The sequence below is a fragment of the Kribbella sp. NBC_01510 genome (genome assembly GCF_045040325.1).
Classification (GTDB): domain Bacteria; phylum Actinomycetota; class Actinomycetes; order Propionibacteriales; family Kribbellaceae; genus Kribbella.
In genome coordinates this window covers 5,216,852-5,231,462 of sequence record NZ_CP109418.1, presented here as the reverse complement: position 1 = coordinate 5,231,462, position 14,611 = coordinate 5,216,852, and the positions used below count along the sequence as shown (strand labels likewise).

The 14,611-nt window shown below is 67.6% G+C and carries 12 protein-coding genes; 9 read left to right on the top strand and 3 right to left on the bottom strand.

The window, feature by feature from the left end; all coding sequences use genetic code 11:
• Window positions 1–3 precede the first annotated feature (3 nt).
• From OG558_RS26385 to OG558_RS26370, 4 genes are read left to right on the top strand one after another with little or no spacing between them, the layout of a single operon-like run.
• Complete coding sequence (locus tag OG558_RS26385) at window positions 4–993, top strand: ABC transporter permease (protein ID WP_329475290.1); 990 nt, start codon at window positions 4–6, stop codon at window positions 991–993.
• Window positions 994–1,007: 14 nt separating this feature from the next.
• Window positions 1,008–1,970 carry an ABC transporter permease gene (locus OG558_RS26380; protein ID WP_405065416.1) on the top strand — a complete coding sequence of 321 codons (963 nt, stop codon included), beginning with the start codon at window positions 1,008–1,010 and terminating at the stop codon, window positions 1,968–1,970.
• Window positions 1,967–2,878, top strand: a complete 912-nt coding sequence (locus tag OG558_RS26375; RefSeq protein ID WP_405065415.1) for an ABC transporter ATP-binding protein — start codon at window positions 1,967–1,969, stop codon at window positions 2,876–2,878. The genes OG558_RS26380 and OG558_RS26375 overlap by 4 nt, the downstream gene beginning before the upstream one ends.
• A complete protein-coding gene (locus tag OG558_RS26370) occupies window positions 2,875–3,693 on the top strand; it encodes an ABC transporter ATP-binding protein (RefSeq protein ID WP_405065414.1) in 819 nt (272 codons plus the stop codon). The genes OG558_RS26375 and OG558_RS26370 overlap by 4 nt, the downstream gene beginning before the upstream one ends.
• Window positions 3,694–3,720: 27 nt before the next feature.
• Here OG558_RS26370 and hemW read toward each other — a convergent pair whose 3' ends face one another.
• Window positions 3,721–4,941 (bottom strand): radical SAM family heme chaperone HemW, encoded by a 1,221-nt coding sequence (hemW, locus tag OG558_RS26365; RefSeq protein WP_405065413.1) that lies wholly within the window; start codon window positions 4,939–4,941, stop codon window positions 3,721–3,723.
• 107 nt (window positions 4,942–5,048) lie between these two features.
• Between hemW and OG558_RS26360 the strand changes: the two genes are divergently transcribed.
• Window positions 5,049–7,070, top strand: a complete 2,022-nt coding sequence (locus OG558_RS26360; protein WP_405065412.1) for an MDR family MFS transporter — start codon at window positions 5,049–5,051, stop codon at window positions 7,068–7,070.
• Between the two features lie 41 nt (window positions 7,071–7,111).
• Here the strand turns inward: OG558_RS26360 and OG558_RS26355 are convergent, their stop codons facing one another.
• Window positions 7,112–8,533 carry a DUF2252 domain-containing protein gene (locus OG558_RS26355; RefSeq protein WP_405065411.1) on the bottom strand — a complete coding sequence of 474 codons (1,422 nt, stop codon included), beginning with the start codon at window positions 8,531–8,533 and terminating at the stop codon, window positions 7,112–7,114.
• Window positions 8,534–8,642: 109 nt separating this feature from the next.
• Between OG558_RS26355 and OG558_RS26350 the strand changes: the two genes are divergently transcribed.
• The 3 genes from OG558_RS26350 (at window position 8,643) to OG558_RS26340 (ending at window position 10,762) form a co-directional block, all read left to right on the top strand.
• The gene (locus tag OG558_RS26350) at window positions 8,643–9,329 is read left to right on the top strand and encodes a Crp/Fnr family transcriptional regulator (RefSeq protein WP_405065410.1); all 687 of its coding nucleotides are present in this window, start codon (window positions 8,643–8,645) and stop codon (window positions 9,327–9,329) included.
• Window positions 9,330–9,440: 111 nt separating this feature from the next.
• The gene (locus tag OG558_RS26345) at window positions 9,441–10,337 is read left to right on the top strand and encodes an MBL fold metallo-hydrolase (RefSeq protein ID WP_405065409.1); all 897 of its coding nucleotides are present in this window, start codon (window positions 9,441–9,443) and stop codon (window positions 10,335–10,337) included.
• On the top strand, window positions 10,334–10,762 hold the full coding sequence (locus OG558_RS26340; RefSeq protein ID WP_405065408.1) for an SRPBCC family protein: 429 nt from the start codon (window positions 10,334–10,336) through the stop codon (window positions 10,760–10,762). The genes OG558_RS26345 and OG558_RS26340 overlap by 4 nt, the downstream gene beginning before the upstream one ends.
• Window positions 10,763–10,910: 148 nt before the next feature.
• Here the strand turns inward: OG558_RS26340 and OG558_RS26335 are convergent, their stop codons facing one another.
• Complete coding sequence (locus tag OG558_RS26335; protein ID WP_405065407.1) at window positions 10,911–12,746, bottom strand: AMP-dependent synthetase/ligase; 1,836 nt, start codon at window positions 12,744–12,746, stop codon at window positions 10,911–10,913.
• Window positions 12,747–12,854: 108 nt separating this feature from the next.
• Between OG558_RS26335 and OG558_RS26330 the strand changes: the two genes are divergently transcribed.
• A complete protein-coding gene (locus OG558_RS26330; protein ID WP_405065406.1) occupies window positions 12,855–14,483 on the top strand; it encodes a peptide-N4-asparagine amidase in 1,629 nt (542 codons plus the stop codon).
• Window positions 14,484–14,611 lie beyond the last annotated feature (128 nt).

Below are 14,611 nucleotides of genomic sequence, written 5' to 3'. Positions count from 1 at the left end.
GCCGTGCACTACCTGCTGCGGAAAGTCGCCTTCTACGTCGTCGCCCTCTGGGCGGCGCTGACCCTGAACTTCCTGATTCCCCGGCTGATGCCGGGGAATCCGGTCGACTTGATGCTTTCCAAGCTGGCCACCAAGGGCCCGGTCACGCCGACCACCCGAGCAGCGATCCAGGCGCTGCTCGGGACGGACACCAACGCGTCGTTGTGGGACCAGTACACGAAGTACCTGCACCAGCTCGTCTCCGGCAATCTCGGTACGTCGATCGCGTACTTCCCGGTTCCGGTCTCCCAGGTCATCGGTCAGACGCTGCCCTGGACCGTCGGCCTGATCGGTCTGGCGACGGTGATCTCGTTCGCCGTCGGCATCCTGCTCGGCCGGGCCGCCGGCTGGCGACGCGGTTCGTGGATCGACAGCCTGATCCCTGTCACCACGATGCTGCAGTCGGTGCCGTACTTCTGGCTGGCGCTGCTGTTGCTGTTCCTCCTCGGCAGCACCTGGCCGGTCTTCCCGCTCAACGGTGGGTACGACGTGTACTCCGTCACGCCGGGATGGAACCTGCCGTTCGCGCAATCGGTCCTGTATCACGGCGCGCTCCCGGCGCTGACCATCGTCATCTCATCGATCGGCGGCTGGATGCTCGGGATGCGCAACATGATGGTCTCGACCCTGTCCGAGGACTTCGTCGTCACCGCCGAGGCGAAAGGACTCACCCCGCGCCGGATCCGCTCGCGCTATGTCGCCCGCAACGCGATCCTGCCGTCCATCTCGGGGTTCGCGATCTCCCTCGGCTTCGTGGTCGCCGGCTCGATCGTGACCGAGGCGGTCTTCTCGTACCCCGGCATCGGCTCCGCGCTCCTGCTCGCGGTCGGCAACAACGACTATGCGCTGATGCAAGGCGTGTTCCTGATCATCACGCTCGCGGTCCTCGGTGCGAACCTGCTCGTCGACCTGCTGTACGGCGTCATCGATCCACGCACCCGTGCACGGTCTTAGGAAGGGTGAACCTGATGGCCATCACCACTGAAGGAGCGGCGCAGGCGGCCGCCGAGGACGGGTCGCCGGTCAGCCGGCCGAGGCGCCGGCTGCCGCCGATGACCGTGAAACTCGGCGTCGGCCTCGGGATCGCCGGCCTGATCGTCGCCTTCGGGCTGATCGGCCCGCTGGTCGTCGGCAGTCCGTCGACGGTCCGGGACATCGGACTGACCGGCCCGGGACACGGCTTCGTCCTCGGAACCACACAGACCGGTCAGGACGTCTTCGCCCAGCTCGCCTACGCGACCCGTGGCTCGCTGATCATCGGCGTCGTGGTCGGTGCGATCACACTGCTGCTGTCGTCCTTCTTCGGCGTCGTCGGCGCGTTCGTCGGCGGCTGGGCCGACGAGGCGTTCTCACTCCTCACCAACATCATGCTGGTCATTCCCGGCCTGCCGCTGGTGATCGTGATCTCCAGCTACGTGCCCAACAAGTCCATCTGGCTGGTGGCCGCCGTCCTCGCCATCACGAGCTGGGCCGGTTCGGCCCGGGTGCTGCGCGGCTTCACCCTCAGCGTGCGCAGCCGTGACTACGTGCTCGCCGCGCGGATCAGTGGTGAGAAGCGCTGGCGGATCCTGCTCGTCGAGATCCTGCCGAACCTGATTCCACTCCTCGCGTCACAGGTGGTCTTCGCGGTGATCTTCGCGATCCTCGGTGAGGCCGGTCTGTCGTTCCTGGGGCTCGGCGCCACCGGATCCTTCACCTGGGGCACGATGCTGTTCTACGCACAGAACGGGCTCGCACTCCGGCTCGGCGCCTGGTGGTGGTTCGCACCTCCAGGCCTGGCGATCGCCCTCTTCGGCGCGGCCTTGTCCCTGATCAACTTCTCGATCGACGAGATCATCAACCCGAAGCTCCGCTCGCAGACGCGTGCCGAACGCGCCAAGTGGAGCATGAGCCGCGACCGGGAGAAGGCAGCGACCGAGGTGGGCGCGTGACGACGGACCCTGTGCTCCGCATCGAGAACCTCAGCATCGACTATCTGGCCGAGTCGACCGTGCACGCCGTACGCGAGGTCTCGCTGACGCTGCGACGCGGGGAGATCCTCGGCCTGGCCGGCGAAAGCGGGTGCGGGAAGTCGACCCTCGCGTACGGAATCACCCGCCTGCTGAAGCCGCCGGCGTCCATCACCGGTGGGCGCGTCGTGTTCTCGTCCCGCGAGGGCTACGACGTCGACCTGTCGAGCCTGGGCGGCGAGGACCTGCGGGCGTTCCGCTGGGACAAGATCGCGATGGTGTTCCAGGGCGCGATGAACTCGCTCAATCCGGTACTGCGGATCGCGGAACAGCTCGAAGACGTCTTCCTGACGCACCGGCCGGAGATGTCCAGGACGGAGCGCCGCAGACGCTGCGGTGAGCTACTCGAACGCGTCGGCGTCGATCGCGACCGCCTCCGCGCCTATCCGCACGAACTGTCCGGCGGCATGCGGCAACGCGTCATGATCGCGATGGCGCTGGCGCTCGAACCGCAGGTGCTGATCATGGACGAGCCGACCACCGCGCTCGACGTGGTCGTGCAGCGGGAGATCCTCCACGAGATCACTCGCCTGCGGTCCGACCTCGGGTTCGCGGTCGTCTTCATCACCCACGACCTTCCCCTGCTGCTCGAGATCAGTGACCGGATCGCGGTCATGCGGGCCGGGCTGATCGTCGAGCTGGACGACGCGCTGACGCTCTACACGCAACCCAAGCATCCCTACACCCGGCGCCTGTTGTCGTCGTTCCCCAGCCTGACCGGCGAGCGTGGCGGCTTCGTCCGGAACGGCGTACCCGGTGACGACATCGCCCTGGAGGAGACCGAGCAGACGGTGGAGGCCGCAGTGGCCGAGGAGATGGAGGCACGATGACCGTGCTGGAGATGCAGGACGTGGTCAAGGACTACCGGCTGCGCGACGGTCTGCGGACCACGCGACTGCGCGCGGTCGACCAGGTGAGCTTCGTACTGGAACCGGGGCGCACCGTAGCTCTGGTCGGTCAGTCCGGGTCGGGGAAGTCGACGATCGCCAAGTTGCTGATGCAGCTCGAGCGGCCCACCTCGGGCGCGATCCTGGTGGACGGCGAACCCATGCGGTACCGAGGAGCCGGCGCCGCGGCCTATCGCAAGGCCGTGCAGATGGTGTTCCAGGACCCGTTCGCGTCGCTCAACCCGTACCACACGATCGGCCACCACCTCGCCCGTCCGGTGCGCCTGCATCATCCCGGCTTCTCGCGTGACCAGGTGACCGAACGCGTGCTGGACCTTTTGCGCCGGGTACGGCTGGAACCGGCCGGGGACTACGCCGATCGGAGACCGCACGAGTTGTCGGGGGGTCAGCGGCAGCGCGTCGCGATCGCCCGCGCGCTCGCGCCGGAGCCGGCGATCCTGGTCGCCGACGAGCCCGTGTCGATGCTCGACGTGTCGATCCGTCTCGGCGTACTCAACCTGCTCGCGACGCTGCAGCGCGAGGAGAACCTCGGGGTGCTCTACATCACCCACGACCTCGCGACGGCCCGGCACTTCAGCGACGAGATCATGGTCCTGTACCGCGGCGGGGTCGTCGAGTACGGTCCGGCCGACGACGTGATTCTCGATCCGCAGCACGAGTACACCCAACTGCTCGCCGAAGCGGCTCCCGCGCCGGAGCGCCGGCTGGCCGAGCGCGGTGGCCTGCCACCCAGGTAGGCGCTTGTCGTCATCGGTTCTGATCGTTTACGGCAGCAGGTCGCGGACCACCGCGTCAGCCAGCAACCGACCCTTGCGGGTCAGCACGAGTCGATCCTCATCGGCCGAGGTGATCGTCGCCAGGCCGTTTCCTACGACCGCGTCAACGGCGGCACGGCCGGCTTCGTCGAGGACGTCGAGCGGCAGGCCGGCCGCGAGCCGGACCTCGAGGAGCACACGCTCGACTCGGCGGGTCTCGGCGTCGAGAGTCTCCCGCGCGTACGCCGGACTGTCACCGGCGTCGAGGCGTTCGGCGTACGCGCTGGGGTGCTTCACGTTCCACCAGCGGACGCCACCGACATGACTGTGGGCGCCCGGGCCGATCCCCCACCAGGTGTCGCCGCGCCAGTAGAGCTCGTTGTGCCGGCAGCGCGCGTCCTCGGTGCGAGCCCAGTTGGACACCTCGTACCAGTTCAGGCCCTGAGCGGACAGCATCTCGTCCGCCAGCACGTACTTGTCGGCCAGATCGTCGTCGTCCGGCATCGGCAACTCGCCGCGCCGTACCCGGCGGGCCAGCTGAGTGCCGTCCTCCACGATCAACGCGTAGGCGCTGACATGATCCGGCTGCGCCGACAACGCGGACTCCAGCGAGGCCCGCCACTCGTCGAGCGACTCCCCCGGCGTCCCGTAGATCAGATCCAGATTCACATGTTCGAACCCGGCCGCCGTCGCCTCCTTCACCGCTTCCAGCGCCCGGCCCGGCGTGTGCTGCCGATCGAGAATCCTGAGCACGTGCGACGACGCACTCTGCATCCCGAAGCTCACCCGGGTGAACCCCGCTTCGAGCAGCGCCTCGAGATAGGCCGGGTCCACCGACTCCGGATTCGCCTCGGTCGTCACCTCGGCACCGGGGGCCAGCCCGAACTCGTCCCGTACGGCGGCCAGCATCTTGCCGAGATCACCGGCCGGCAGCAACGTCGGCGTACCCCCACCGAAGAACACCGTCTCGACCGGCTTGTCCAGCTCCTTCAAGACGTGCCGGGCCTGCCGGACCTCGGCCACCGCGGTCTCGGCGTACGACGCCTGTGACCCGCCGCCACCGAGTTCCTTGGCGGTGTAGGTGTTGAAGTCGCAGTACCCGCACCGGGACGCACAGAACGGCACGTGGAGATAGAAGCCCAGCGGCCGGGATCCGGCCTCGCGCACAGCTGATTGCGGCAACGCCCCGTCCCGGGGCGCAACCTCCCCCTCGGGCAATGTCGACGGCACCCACCCATCCTACGGACCCGCGCCCACCATTCCTCCCCGGCGATTTCGTCACCGGATCTCCGTCGTTCTGTAGTGGCAGACGGTCCGGGAATAGCTACATTCGGCTCATGGACACCGAGGCTCAGCCGATCGGGCGCGGTACCCGGAACGCGGTCGTGGTCGCGATCATGCTCGGAATGCTGCTCGCGGCCCTCGATCAGACGATCGTGGCGACCGCGCTGCCGACCATCGTCAGTGATCTGGGTGGTGCGAACCACCTGTCCTGGGTGGTCACGTCGTACCTGCTGGCCGAGACCATCATGACCGCGCTGGTCGGGAAGTTCGGCGACCTCTACGGGCGCAAGCGGATGTTCCTGATCAGCGTCGTGCTGTTCCTCGCCGGCTCCGCGCTGTGCGGGATGGCCAACTCGATGCTGTGGCTGGTCGGCTCGCGCGCGATCCAGGGCCTCGGCGCCGGCGGCATCATGGTGACCGCGATGGCGGTGATCGCGGACGTCGTACCGCTGAGCGAACGCGGCAAGTACCAGGGCGTGATGGGTTCGGTCTTCGGGGTCGCCACCGTGGCCGGCCCGCTGCTCGGTGGGCTGTTCGTCGACCACCTGAGCTGGCGGTGGGCGTTCTACGTGAACATCCCGCTCGGCATCGTCGTCCTGATCGTCGCCTCGATCTCGCTGCCGGCGGTGAAGGCGGCGGTCAAACCCACGATCGACTATCTCGGCATCCTGTTCGTCGGGCTCGCCGCGACCGGGCTGACCTTGGTGACCACGTGGGGCGGCAACGAGCACGCCTGGACATCCACGCTCATCATCTCGATGGCGATCGGATCGCTGCTCGCGCTCGGGCTCTTCATCGTGGTGGAACAGCGGGCCGCGGAGCCGTTGCTGCCGTTGCGGTTGTTCCGGTCCGGCGTGTTCACGGTGTGCGCGGTGCTGAGCTTCATCATCGGGTTCGCGATGCTCGGTGGGGTCACGTATCTGCCGACGTACCTGCAGTTCGTCCATGGCGCCTCGGCGACCGAGTCCGGCCTGCAGATGCTGCCGCTCGTCGGCGGTCTGCTCGTCGCGTCGGTCGTGGTCGGCCAGTTCATCAGCAAGACCGGCCGCTACCGGCTGTTCCCGATCGTCGGGACCGTCCTGATCGGCGTCGGCCTGTTCCTGCTGTCGCTGATGGACAACCAGACGTCGTACGTCGTGACCGCCGGGTTCATGATCGTCCTCGGAGTGGGCGTGGGACTGTGCATGCCGGTACCGACCGTGGTCGTGCAGAGCACCGTCGACTACGCCGACCTCGGGGTCGCGACGTCCGGGGTGAGCTTCCTGCGCACGATGGGCAGCTCGTTCGGGGTCGCGGTCTTCGGATCGATCTATGCGCATCAGCTGCCCGTTCACCTGGCCGAGGCGGTTCGCACCACCGGTGCTGACCCTCAAGTGGTCACGACTGTCGACGGTGTGCGCTCACTGCCTGACTCGGTCCGGCCGGCGGTGACAGCGGCGTACGCGGACTCCTTGCATGTCGTGTTCCTGTGGGCTGTGCCGGTGGCGGCGCTCGGTCTCCTGGTCGCGCTGATGCTGAAGGAGGTCCCGCTCCGCGAGACCGCGCGGATGGCCGCCAGCGACGTCGGCGAGAACTTCGCCGCCCCCGCGTCGTTCGACTCCGAACACGAACTCCAGCGCCTCGCCGCCCTGGTCGTCCAGCACCACAAACGCAACCCGGCCCCCGAGGTCCTGGCCCAGTCCGGCATCCCCTTGAACGTCGCCCAGGCCTGGATGATCATGCGCGTCTTCCGCGGCGGCGCCGACGCCGGATCCGCCACCCTCGGCGACATCACCGGCGACCTCCGCGTCCCACCCGGCGTCTTCGAACCCATCGCCACCCAACTGGTTGCCGACGGCTACCTCTCCGAGACCCTCGGCCACTACCGGTTCACCACCCTCGGCCTGGAGATGTTCCAGCGTTTCGTCGGCGCCTTCCGCGACTGGATGCTCGACCGCCTCTCCGACTGGGACCCCGACAACTCCGAAGCCTTCTCCCACGCCGTAGACCGCATCGCCGAACAAATGATCGACCAAGGCCAATCCCTGACCACCGGCAAACACGCCGCCCTGCTGGCATCCTCCAGCACCCAATAGACCCATGTGTCATCGGCCTGCCGCCCGGCGGAACACCAGGGTCAGGGTGTGGTTGCCGACTTGATTGTGCCTGCGGCGACAGCGGCTGCGAGTCGCTCGTGGTCGCGGTCGTTGACGTCGGCGTAGGTGACGGCGAAGTCGGCGATCGCGTGGTCGAAGGTGTCGGACTTGCCGAGGTAGCCCGCGATGGCCACCTCGTCGCCTCCTCGGCCGTGCGCGCGAGCAAGAGTCCATCCGCACAGGGCGCCGTAGATGCCCAGACCGCCGACAGTCAGCTTCGACGGGTCGATCTCGCCCTTCATGTCCCAGAGCTGGCGGAAGTAGAAATCGTTTCCGTCCGGCATGGTCGACCAGCCGAGGAACGAGTCCGGCAGGGCCTGGAGCAGACGCTGGCCGGCCACCACCCGATGCCCGTGATTCGGATAGCTGCTGACCCCCAGATGAGGCTCGAGAACCGATGCCTCCGCCTGCTTGACCTGCAGGAACAGCACGTCCTCCCGGCTCTTGCCCCGCAGCAGGACCACGTAACAGCGTGTGCCGACACTGCCGACACCCACCACCTTCCGCGCCATGTCGACGATCTCGAACTGGTCGAGCAGCGCCCGCCGGGCGTCGCTGACGCTCGCCCGATAGCTGTCAAAGGCCAACCGGATGCCCGCAGCAACCCGATTCGCGCCATCGCCGGCCGACAGCTGCCGGACTGGAACCAGCAGCGGCGGATGGCTGGCCAGCCGGACCGTCTCGCCGTCGCTCTGGCACAGCTTGGCGAAGGCGCCCAGACTGTCGCGCGCCCGGGCTCTCGCGAAGATCTTCTCCAGCCGATCGGGAGCAAGCTTCGGTGCCTCGATCCCGAACTCCGCCTCCAACTGACCGGCAATGTCGGTCAACTGCTCGGACGACATGTGCAGAAACCACAGGTCCGTCGTCGCCAACCCAGCGAAGTCCAGCATGGCCTCTCGGTAACCGCGCACCGTCAACCGAGCCACCTCACGCTGCTGATGGCGTGGGAGCCCCTTCTGCCGCGCGGCGATGGCAACACTCGCCGCCAGGCGCTTCACATCCCATTCCCACGGCCCCGGCAGCGTCTCGTCGAAATCGTTCACGTCGAAGACGAGGTCCCGCTCCGGCGAGGCGAACAGTCCGAAGTTGACCAGGTGCGCATCACCACACGCCTGGACGGAGATGCCACTCGTGGGACTCGCGGCGAGATCACTCGCCATGATCGCCGGACCGCCGCGGTAGAAGGTGAACGGCGAGGCGAGCATCCGGCCGTAACGAATCGGGACCAGGTCGTTCTCCCGGGTCGCGGCCTGTGCCTGGAGAACGTCGACGGGATCCGGCCGATCGGCCGCCGGCTCCCAGTCAGCATGAATCCGCCGCGGCGCCCGCTTCCGAGCGGCCTTCCCCATCGCCCATCGAGCCTGCGAACTCAGGTCGCGCGGGCCGGCCGCGCTCTCCTCCATGACTTCAGAGTCGCAGGTCCGCTCTCCTGACGACAGGCCGAAGGCAACCATGACCTCCGCCGCCGGAACCGGTTGGCTCGGGGTGGGGTGAGTGGCGGATGCTTGGACGGTGGGCGATGGGGATGTCGCGGCGGCGATGGCTGGGAGTTTCCTTGGGGGACTGCCGGCCGAGTTGATCGAGCGCTTGCTCGCCACAGGTGATCGGATCGAGTACCCGGCGGGTAACACGCTGTATCGGGAGCGGTCCGCGCCTCGGACGTTGCTGGTAGTACGCGGGCTGTTGCGCGTCTACATGTCGTCACCCGAGGGGCGTCAGGTGACGGTCCGGTACGCGCGGGCTCGCGACGTACTCGGGATTGCGGTGCTCGTCGCGGGTCCGGCCGATGTCGGCGTACAGACGCTCGCCGACTCCACCCTGTTCCGGATCGACGCCGGCCTGTTGACGACCGCCGCGCGCAAAGACAGCCGCGTCGCGTGGGCGATGGCGGAGGAGCTCAGTCGCCGGCTGTACGAGAACCTGCAGCAGACCGCGATCAACGCGTTCGGCACCGTGCGACAGCGAGTCGCCGCTCACCTGCTGGACCTGGCCTCCACCCAGCAGAGTCCGCGCGGCGAGCTCGTCGCCCAGGTGTCTCAGCAGGAGCTCGCGGATGCCGTCGGTTCGGTCCGCGAGGTGGTGGCGCGAGTACTGCGAGATTTCCGGCTGGCGCGGTTGGTCGCCACCTCGGCGGACAGCGTCCACATCCTCGACCCCACCGGGCTCCACGACCAGACCTGGAACCCGGACGACGAGTGACCTCGGTTACTCCAGCGCACTACAAAAGTCACAGACATGCCGCGACCGCGGGCGAAGACTGATGCCCTCGGCCCCGAACTCGTCGGGCCGATGAGCACCTCAGGAGTCCACATGTCCACGGAAGCGACCAGATTGCCGGCGCGCACCGGTACCGGAGACCCGGTCCGGGCGGTGTCGGTGATCAGCACCGGCAGCGTCGAGATCCACCCCGAACACGCCCACGGCTCGAAGAAGCCGCTCTACTGGTGGCTGCTCACCTCGCGCCGGTGGCTGCCGCCCCGGCCGATCAATGTGTACGTCGTCGAGCACGCGAACGGACTGGTGTTGTTCGACACCGGCCAGGACCGTGCGTCAGTGACGGATCCGTCGTACTTCCCCGGCGGATTCAACGGCGTCGTGTACGACCGGCTGGCCAAGTTCCACATCGCCGAGCACGAGACGCTCGACGCGCAACTGGGCACCCTCGGGTACTCGACCGCCGACGTCGACAAGGCGGTCATCTCCCACCTGCACCAGGACCACATCGGCGGGATCCCGCAGCTCGGCGGCAGCGAGCTCCTGATCACTGCGGCGGAGTGGGCCCAACTGTCCGGGTTCTCCCCCGAGGCCCGCGGCTTCCTCCGCACGCATATCGACGTACCCGGCGCGCGCTGGAAGCACATCACCTTCGCCGGCGATCTGGGCGTCGAGCCTTTCACCGAGGCGTACGACGTGATGGGCGACGGCTCGATCGTCCTGCTCCCCACGCCCGGTCACACGCCCGGCTCGATCTCGATGCTCGTACGCCGACGCGACCTGCCACCACTCCTCATGGTCGGCGACCTCACCTACGAGTCGAGCCTCCTCGAACGCCGCCAACTCCCCGGAGTCGGTGACCGCGGCGCACTCGCCCACACCACCGACAAAGTCCTGGCCCTCGCCGAGCACCTGCCCGGCCTGGTCGTCCTTCCGGCCCACGACCCGACCGCAGCACAACGCCTGGTCGACAGCTCGCGGCGGCCCCAATGAAATTCACCAACACGATCACCATCGAACGTCCGCAGGCCACGGTCTTCGCCTACCTGGCCAACCTCGAAAACCTGCCCCAATGGAACTACGCCCTCGCCGAAACCCGACAGCTCACCTCCGGCCCGCCCAGCGTCGGCACCCGCTACCTGCAAACCCGGACGATCCCTGTCCACGCAGAGGAAACCCTGGAAATCATCGAGCTCACCCCCAACCACAAGCTCACCGTCCAAGGCACCCTCAACGCCCTGCCCGCCCATCTCACCTACACACTCCACCCCGAAGGAACCGCCACCACCCTCACCAACACCGTCAACCTGCAAGCCCCCCGCCCCCTGAACCTCCTGGCCCCCATCGCACTCGGCCGCGTCAAGTCCGCGGTGGCCGCAAACCTGGCCGCCCTGAAACAGCTCCTCGAACAGTCATAGACGGCACGGAACAACGGGTAGTGGTTGCTCAGAACCACGCTCGCCAAGGTCGGCTCCACACGACGACGCCGCAAACGCCACACCACTACCCGTCCTTCGGTACACCCGTGCGATTCGCGTGGCGCGCGTAGGTCGGCTTCCCCGGTTGTTACTCGTACATCTTGTCGAGGAGGTCGGCGTACTGGGCTTCTACGTACTTGCGTTTGAGCTTGAGGCTGGGGGTCATTTCGCCGGATTCTATGGTGAGGTCCCGGTCGAGGATAGTGAACTTCTTGATGGTTTCCCAGCGGTTGAGGCCGGCGTTCAGTTCGTCGACGTAGCCCTGGACCATTGCGCGGGCGGCGTCCGACGTGACGATCTCGGCGTACGGCCGGCCGGTCAGGCCGTTCGAGGTGGCCCACGCGACGATGGCGTCGGGGTCCAGGGTGACCAGCGCGGAGACGAAGTTGCGCTTGTTGCCGTGGACAACGAATTGGCTCGCGTAGGGACAGATGGTCTTGAAGCGGCCCTCGATCACCTGGGGGGCGACGTACTTGCCGCCGGAGGTCTTGAAGAGGTCCTTCTTGCGGTCGGTGATGAAGAGGAACTCGTCCTCGAAGTGCCCGATGTCGCCGGTGTGGAACCAGCCGTCGGAGTCGATCACCTCGGCGGTCTGCGCGGGCTGGTTGTGGTAGCCGCTCATCACACCGGGGCCGTTGATCAGGATCTCGCCGTCCTCGGCGATCTTGACCTGGGTGGCGGGAAAGACCGGGCCGACGCTGCCGAGCCGGTACTGCGTGGGCCGGTTCAGCGACGAGCCGGCCGCGGTCTCCGACAGTCCGTACCCCTCGAGGATCAGCAGCCCGGCGGCGTGGAACCACTCCGCCAGCTTCTTGTCCAGGGCGGCCGACCCGGACACGAAGAACCGGATCCGCCCACCGAAGCGATCCCGGATCTTCGACAGCACCAACCGATCAGCGGTAGCGAACTGCGCCGCCAGCAACCCGCTCGGCTCCTTGCCGGCCTGGCGCAGCGTGGACACGCGCGCGCCCACCCCGAACGCCCAATGGAACAGCCGAGCCTTGACCCCACCGTCGGACTCGATCATCGTGACGATCCGCGCGTGCGCCTTCTCGAAGATCCGCGGCGCCGCGGCCATGAAGGTCGGTTGGACGATCGCCGCGTTGTCGACAATCTTGTCGATCCGCCCGTCCACCGCCGTCGCGAACCCGATCTGGCACTGTACGGCGACCAGCACCTGACCGAACACGTGTGACAACGGCAACCACAGGAACTGCAGGTCGTCCGGACTGAGCACCCGGATCCCCTCGACCGCCGCGCCCTCGTACGTCCACACCGAGTGCGGCAACCGCACGCCCTTGGGACGCCCGGTCGTGCCGGAGGTGTAGATCAACGTGCAGAGGTGATCCGCCTTGATCTGCGCCACCCGCTCGTCGACCGCCGCGGCATGCTCGGCCAGATAGGCGTCACCCAGCGAGTCCAGCGCGGACAGGCTGATGACCCAATCCCCATCGCTGTCCAGTGGAGTGCCGTCGATCAGGACGACCTTGTGCAGCGACGGCGTCTCGGCCCGGTGCTCCCGCAGCTTGTCGACCTGCCCCGCGTCCTCGGCGAACGCGACCTGCACGTCGGCATCCGCGACGATGAACGCCACGTCCGACGACATCGTCGAGGGGTAGATCGTGGTCGTCGCGGCCGCGGCCAGTACGGCGGCCAGGTAGCAGTCGATCCACTCCATCCGGGTGCTGGACGCGATCGCGACCCGCTGCTCCGGCTCGACGCCGAGCGCGATCAGCCCGGCCGCCCGGCGGCGCGCGAGCTCGTCGGTCTCCCGCCAGGTGACGGACTTCCATTGGTCCCCGGCCGGATACCGGAACGCCTCGCGCTGCGGGGTCGCGGCGACGCGGTCCAGGAACATCTGGGCCATCGTGTCCTTGCGGTTGCTGAGCAGGGCGAGCTGGCCGGAATCGGCGACAGGCTTCATAACTGGCCTCCATCGGGGGTCAAGTAACCGGAGGGTAATTGCTGCGAGGCATGCCTGACCATGGCACTCGCTTGCCCGCCTGAACCTTCTCCATTACGTTTCCGCAACATGCGCATACGGTCGGTGGCCCTCGTCTCACTATCCGTTCTACTCCTCGGCTGGCTGCCTCTCGCGCCCGCCACCGCGGCGACCCCAGTGGCCCGCGCCACAGCGGCGACGCCGCCGCCGGAGTTCGGCTCCGACTACGACGATCCACGCACGCCGGAGCCACCGGTCGCCGTACCGAACACCAAGCACTGCGAGGTGCAGATCGTCCGCAACCAGTTCCGGAACTTCGACCCGTACCAGTCGACCTACACTCCCCCGGCCGCATGCCAGGGCCCGTGGTCCAAGGTCGTCCTGCGGATGCACGGCGACGTGAAAGGCATCCAGTACGACCGCCTCGGCCACATCACGATCGGCGGCGTCGGCGTCTTCCGCACGTCCACCCCGGAGCCGAGCACGGACGGCATCGCCTGGGACGTGCAGAAGGACGTCACCGCCTACATCCCCTTGCTCCGTACGCCGCAACCGGTCGTGATGGAACTCGGCAATGTCGTCGACGACACCTACACCGGAGTCCTCGACATCACCGTCACCCTCGACTTCTACACCACCGGGCGCAACGCTCCCGCCGCCAAGACCGCCGACACCGTACTGCCACTGCAGGACCAACGCCGCGAGGACTCCGACCTGATCGGTACGGCGACCCTCCCGCGGAACACCACGCGGTTGCTCGGTGAGATCTATGTCACCGGATCCGGCGGTGGCTGCGAGGAGTTCTGGGACACGTCCGCCCCGGCCGAAACCGGATACTCGTGCCCGGACGGATCGCCGTACCGGGAGGTCGACGTCTCGATCGACGGCAAACCGGCCGGCGTCGCCCTGCCGTACCCGTACATCTACACCGGCGGCTGGTCGAATCCGTACTCCTGGCGCCCGTCCCCGGCCCCGCGCGCGTTCGACATCAAGCCCTTGACCTACGACCTCACCCCGTTCGCCGGCCTCCTCACCGACGGCCAACCGCACGAGTTCCGCGTCCACGTGGCCGGCGTGCCGGCCGGACAGAGCGGCTGGTTCACCGTCCCGAACCTCCACGTGTGGAAGGACCCCCACCGCACCCAGACGCACGGCCGACTCACGTCGTACGCCGTCTCGCCGCTCAGCAAGACCGACGACGTGACCGGCGCCCCGGGCGAAGCAGGAGCCGTGCGCACCAAGGCATCCCGCACCCTGAAGATCAGCGGCTACGTCGACACGTCCGAAGGCCGGATCCGTACGACGGTCCAGCGCACGCTGACCAACGCGTCCGACCACGTCTGGGAGGCCGGCGAGTCGCGCGACTCGCTCACAGCGAGCTGGCGTGACACCTCCACAACCATCAGCGGCGGCAAGGTCGACCGGACCGACCTGAGCTACGGCAAGACCGGCGTGCTCACGTTCTTGCCCAACGCAACCATCCCCGGCGGGTACGACGTCGTCACCGATCTCTCGATCTACGACACGACCCGCACCACGCAGTCGATCACCACCGAGACGTACGACGGCCGCGCGTCGTGGATCTACGGCGTACCGCGTGACCAGCGGCACGCGACCGGCACCCAGACCGTCCGCTACCGCTCGATCGGTCATGGCTGCTATGACCACACACTCAGCGCGGTCAACGGCGTTTACACCAAGGACTTCTACCGCTGCTGATCAAGACAGTTTGCGGGTGGTCGCGTACCGAAGGACGGGTAGTGGTCGGCTCCAGGGCACAATCGCGCGGGGCGCGAGGCAGGAGGCGGCGGGACGGCTCCGACTACTACCCGTCCTTCGGTACAGGG

What these genes read in the sequence shown, in the direction of transcription:
- OG558_RS26370 (WP_405065414.1), top strand. Translation starts at nt 2,875, where the DNA reads ATGACCGTGCTGGAGATGCAGGACGTGGTCAAGGACTACCGGCTGCGC.
- OG558_RS26345 (WP_405065409.1), top strand. Translation starts at nt 9,441, where the DNA reads ATGTCCACGGAAGCGACCAGATTGCCGGCGCGCACCGGTACCGGAGAC.
- OG558_RS26330 (WP_405065406.1), top strand. Translation starts at nt 12,855, where the DNA reads ATGCGCATACGGTCGGTGGCCCTCGTCTCACTATCCGTTCTACTCCTC.
- OG558_RS26360 (WP_405065412.1), top strand. Translation starts at nt 5,049, where the DNA reads ATGGACACCGAGGCTCAGCCGATCGGGCGCGGTACCCGGAACGCGGTC.
- OG558_RS26335 (WP_405065407.1), bottom strand. Translation starts at nt 12,746, where the DNA reads ATGAAGCCTGTCGCCGATTCCGGCCAGCTCGCCCTGCTCAGCAACCGC.
- OG558_RS26340 (WP_405065408.1), top strand. Translation starts at nt 10,334, where the DNA reads ATGAAATTCACCAACACGATCACCATCGAACGTCCGCAGGCCACGGTC.
- OG558_RS26380 (WP_405065416.1), top strand. Translation starts at nt 1,008, where the DNA reads ATGGCCATCACCACTGAAGGAGCGGCGCAGGCGGCCGCCGAGGACGGG.
- OG558_RS26355 (WP_405065411.1), bottom strand. Translation starts at nt 8,533, where the DNA reads ATGGAGGAGAGCGCGGCCGGCCCGCGCGACCTGAGTTCGCAGGCTCGA.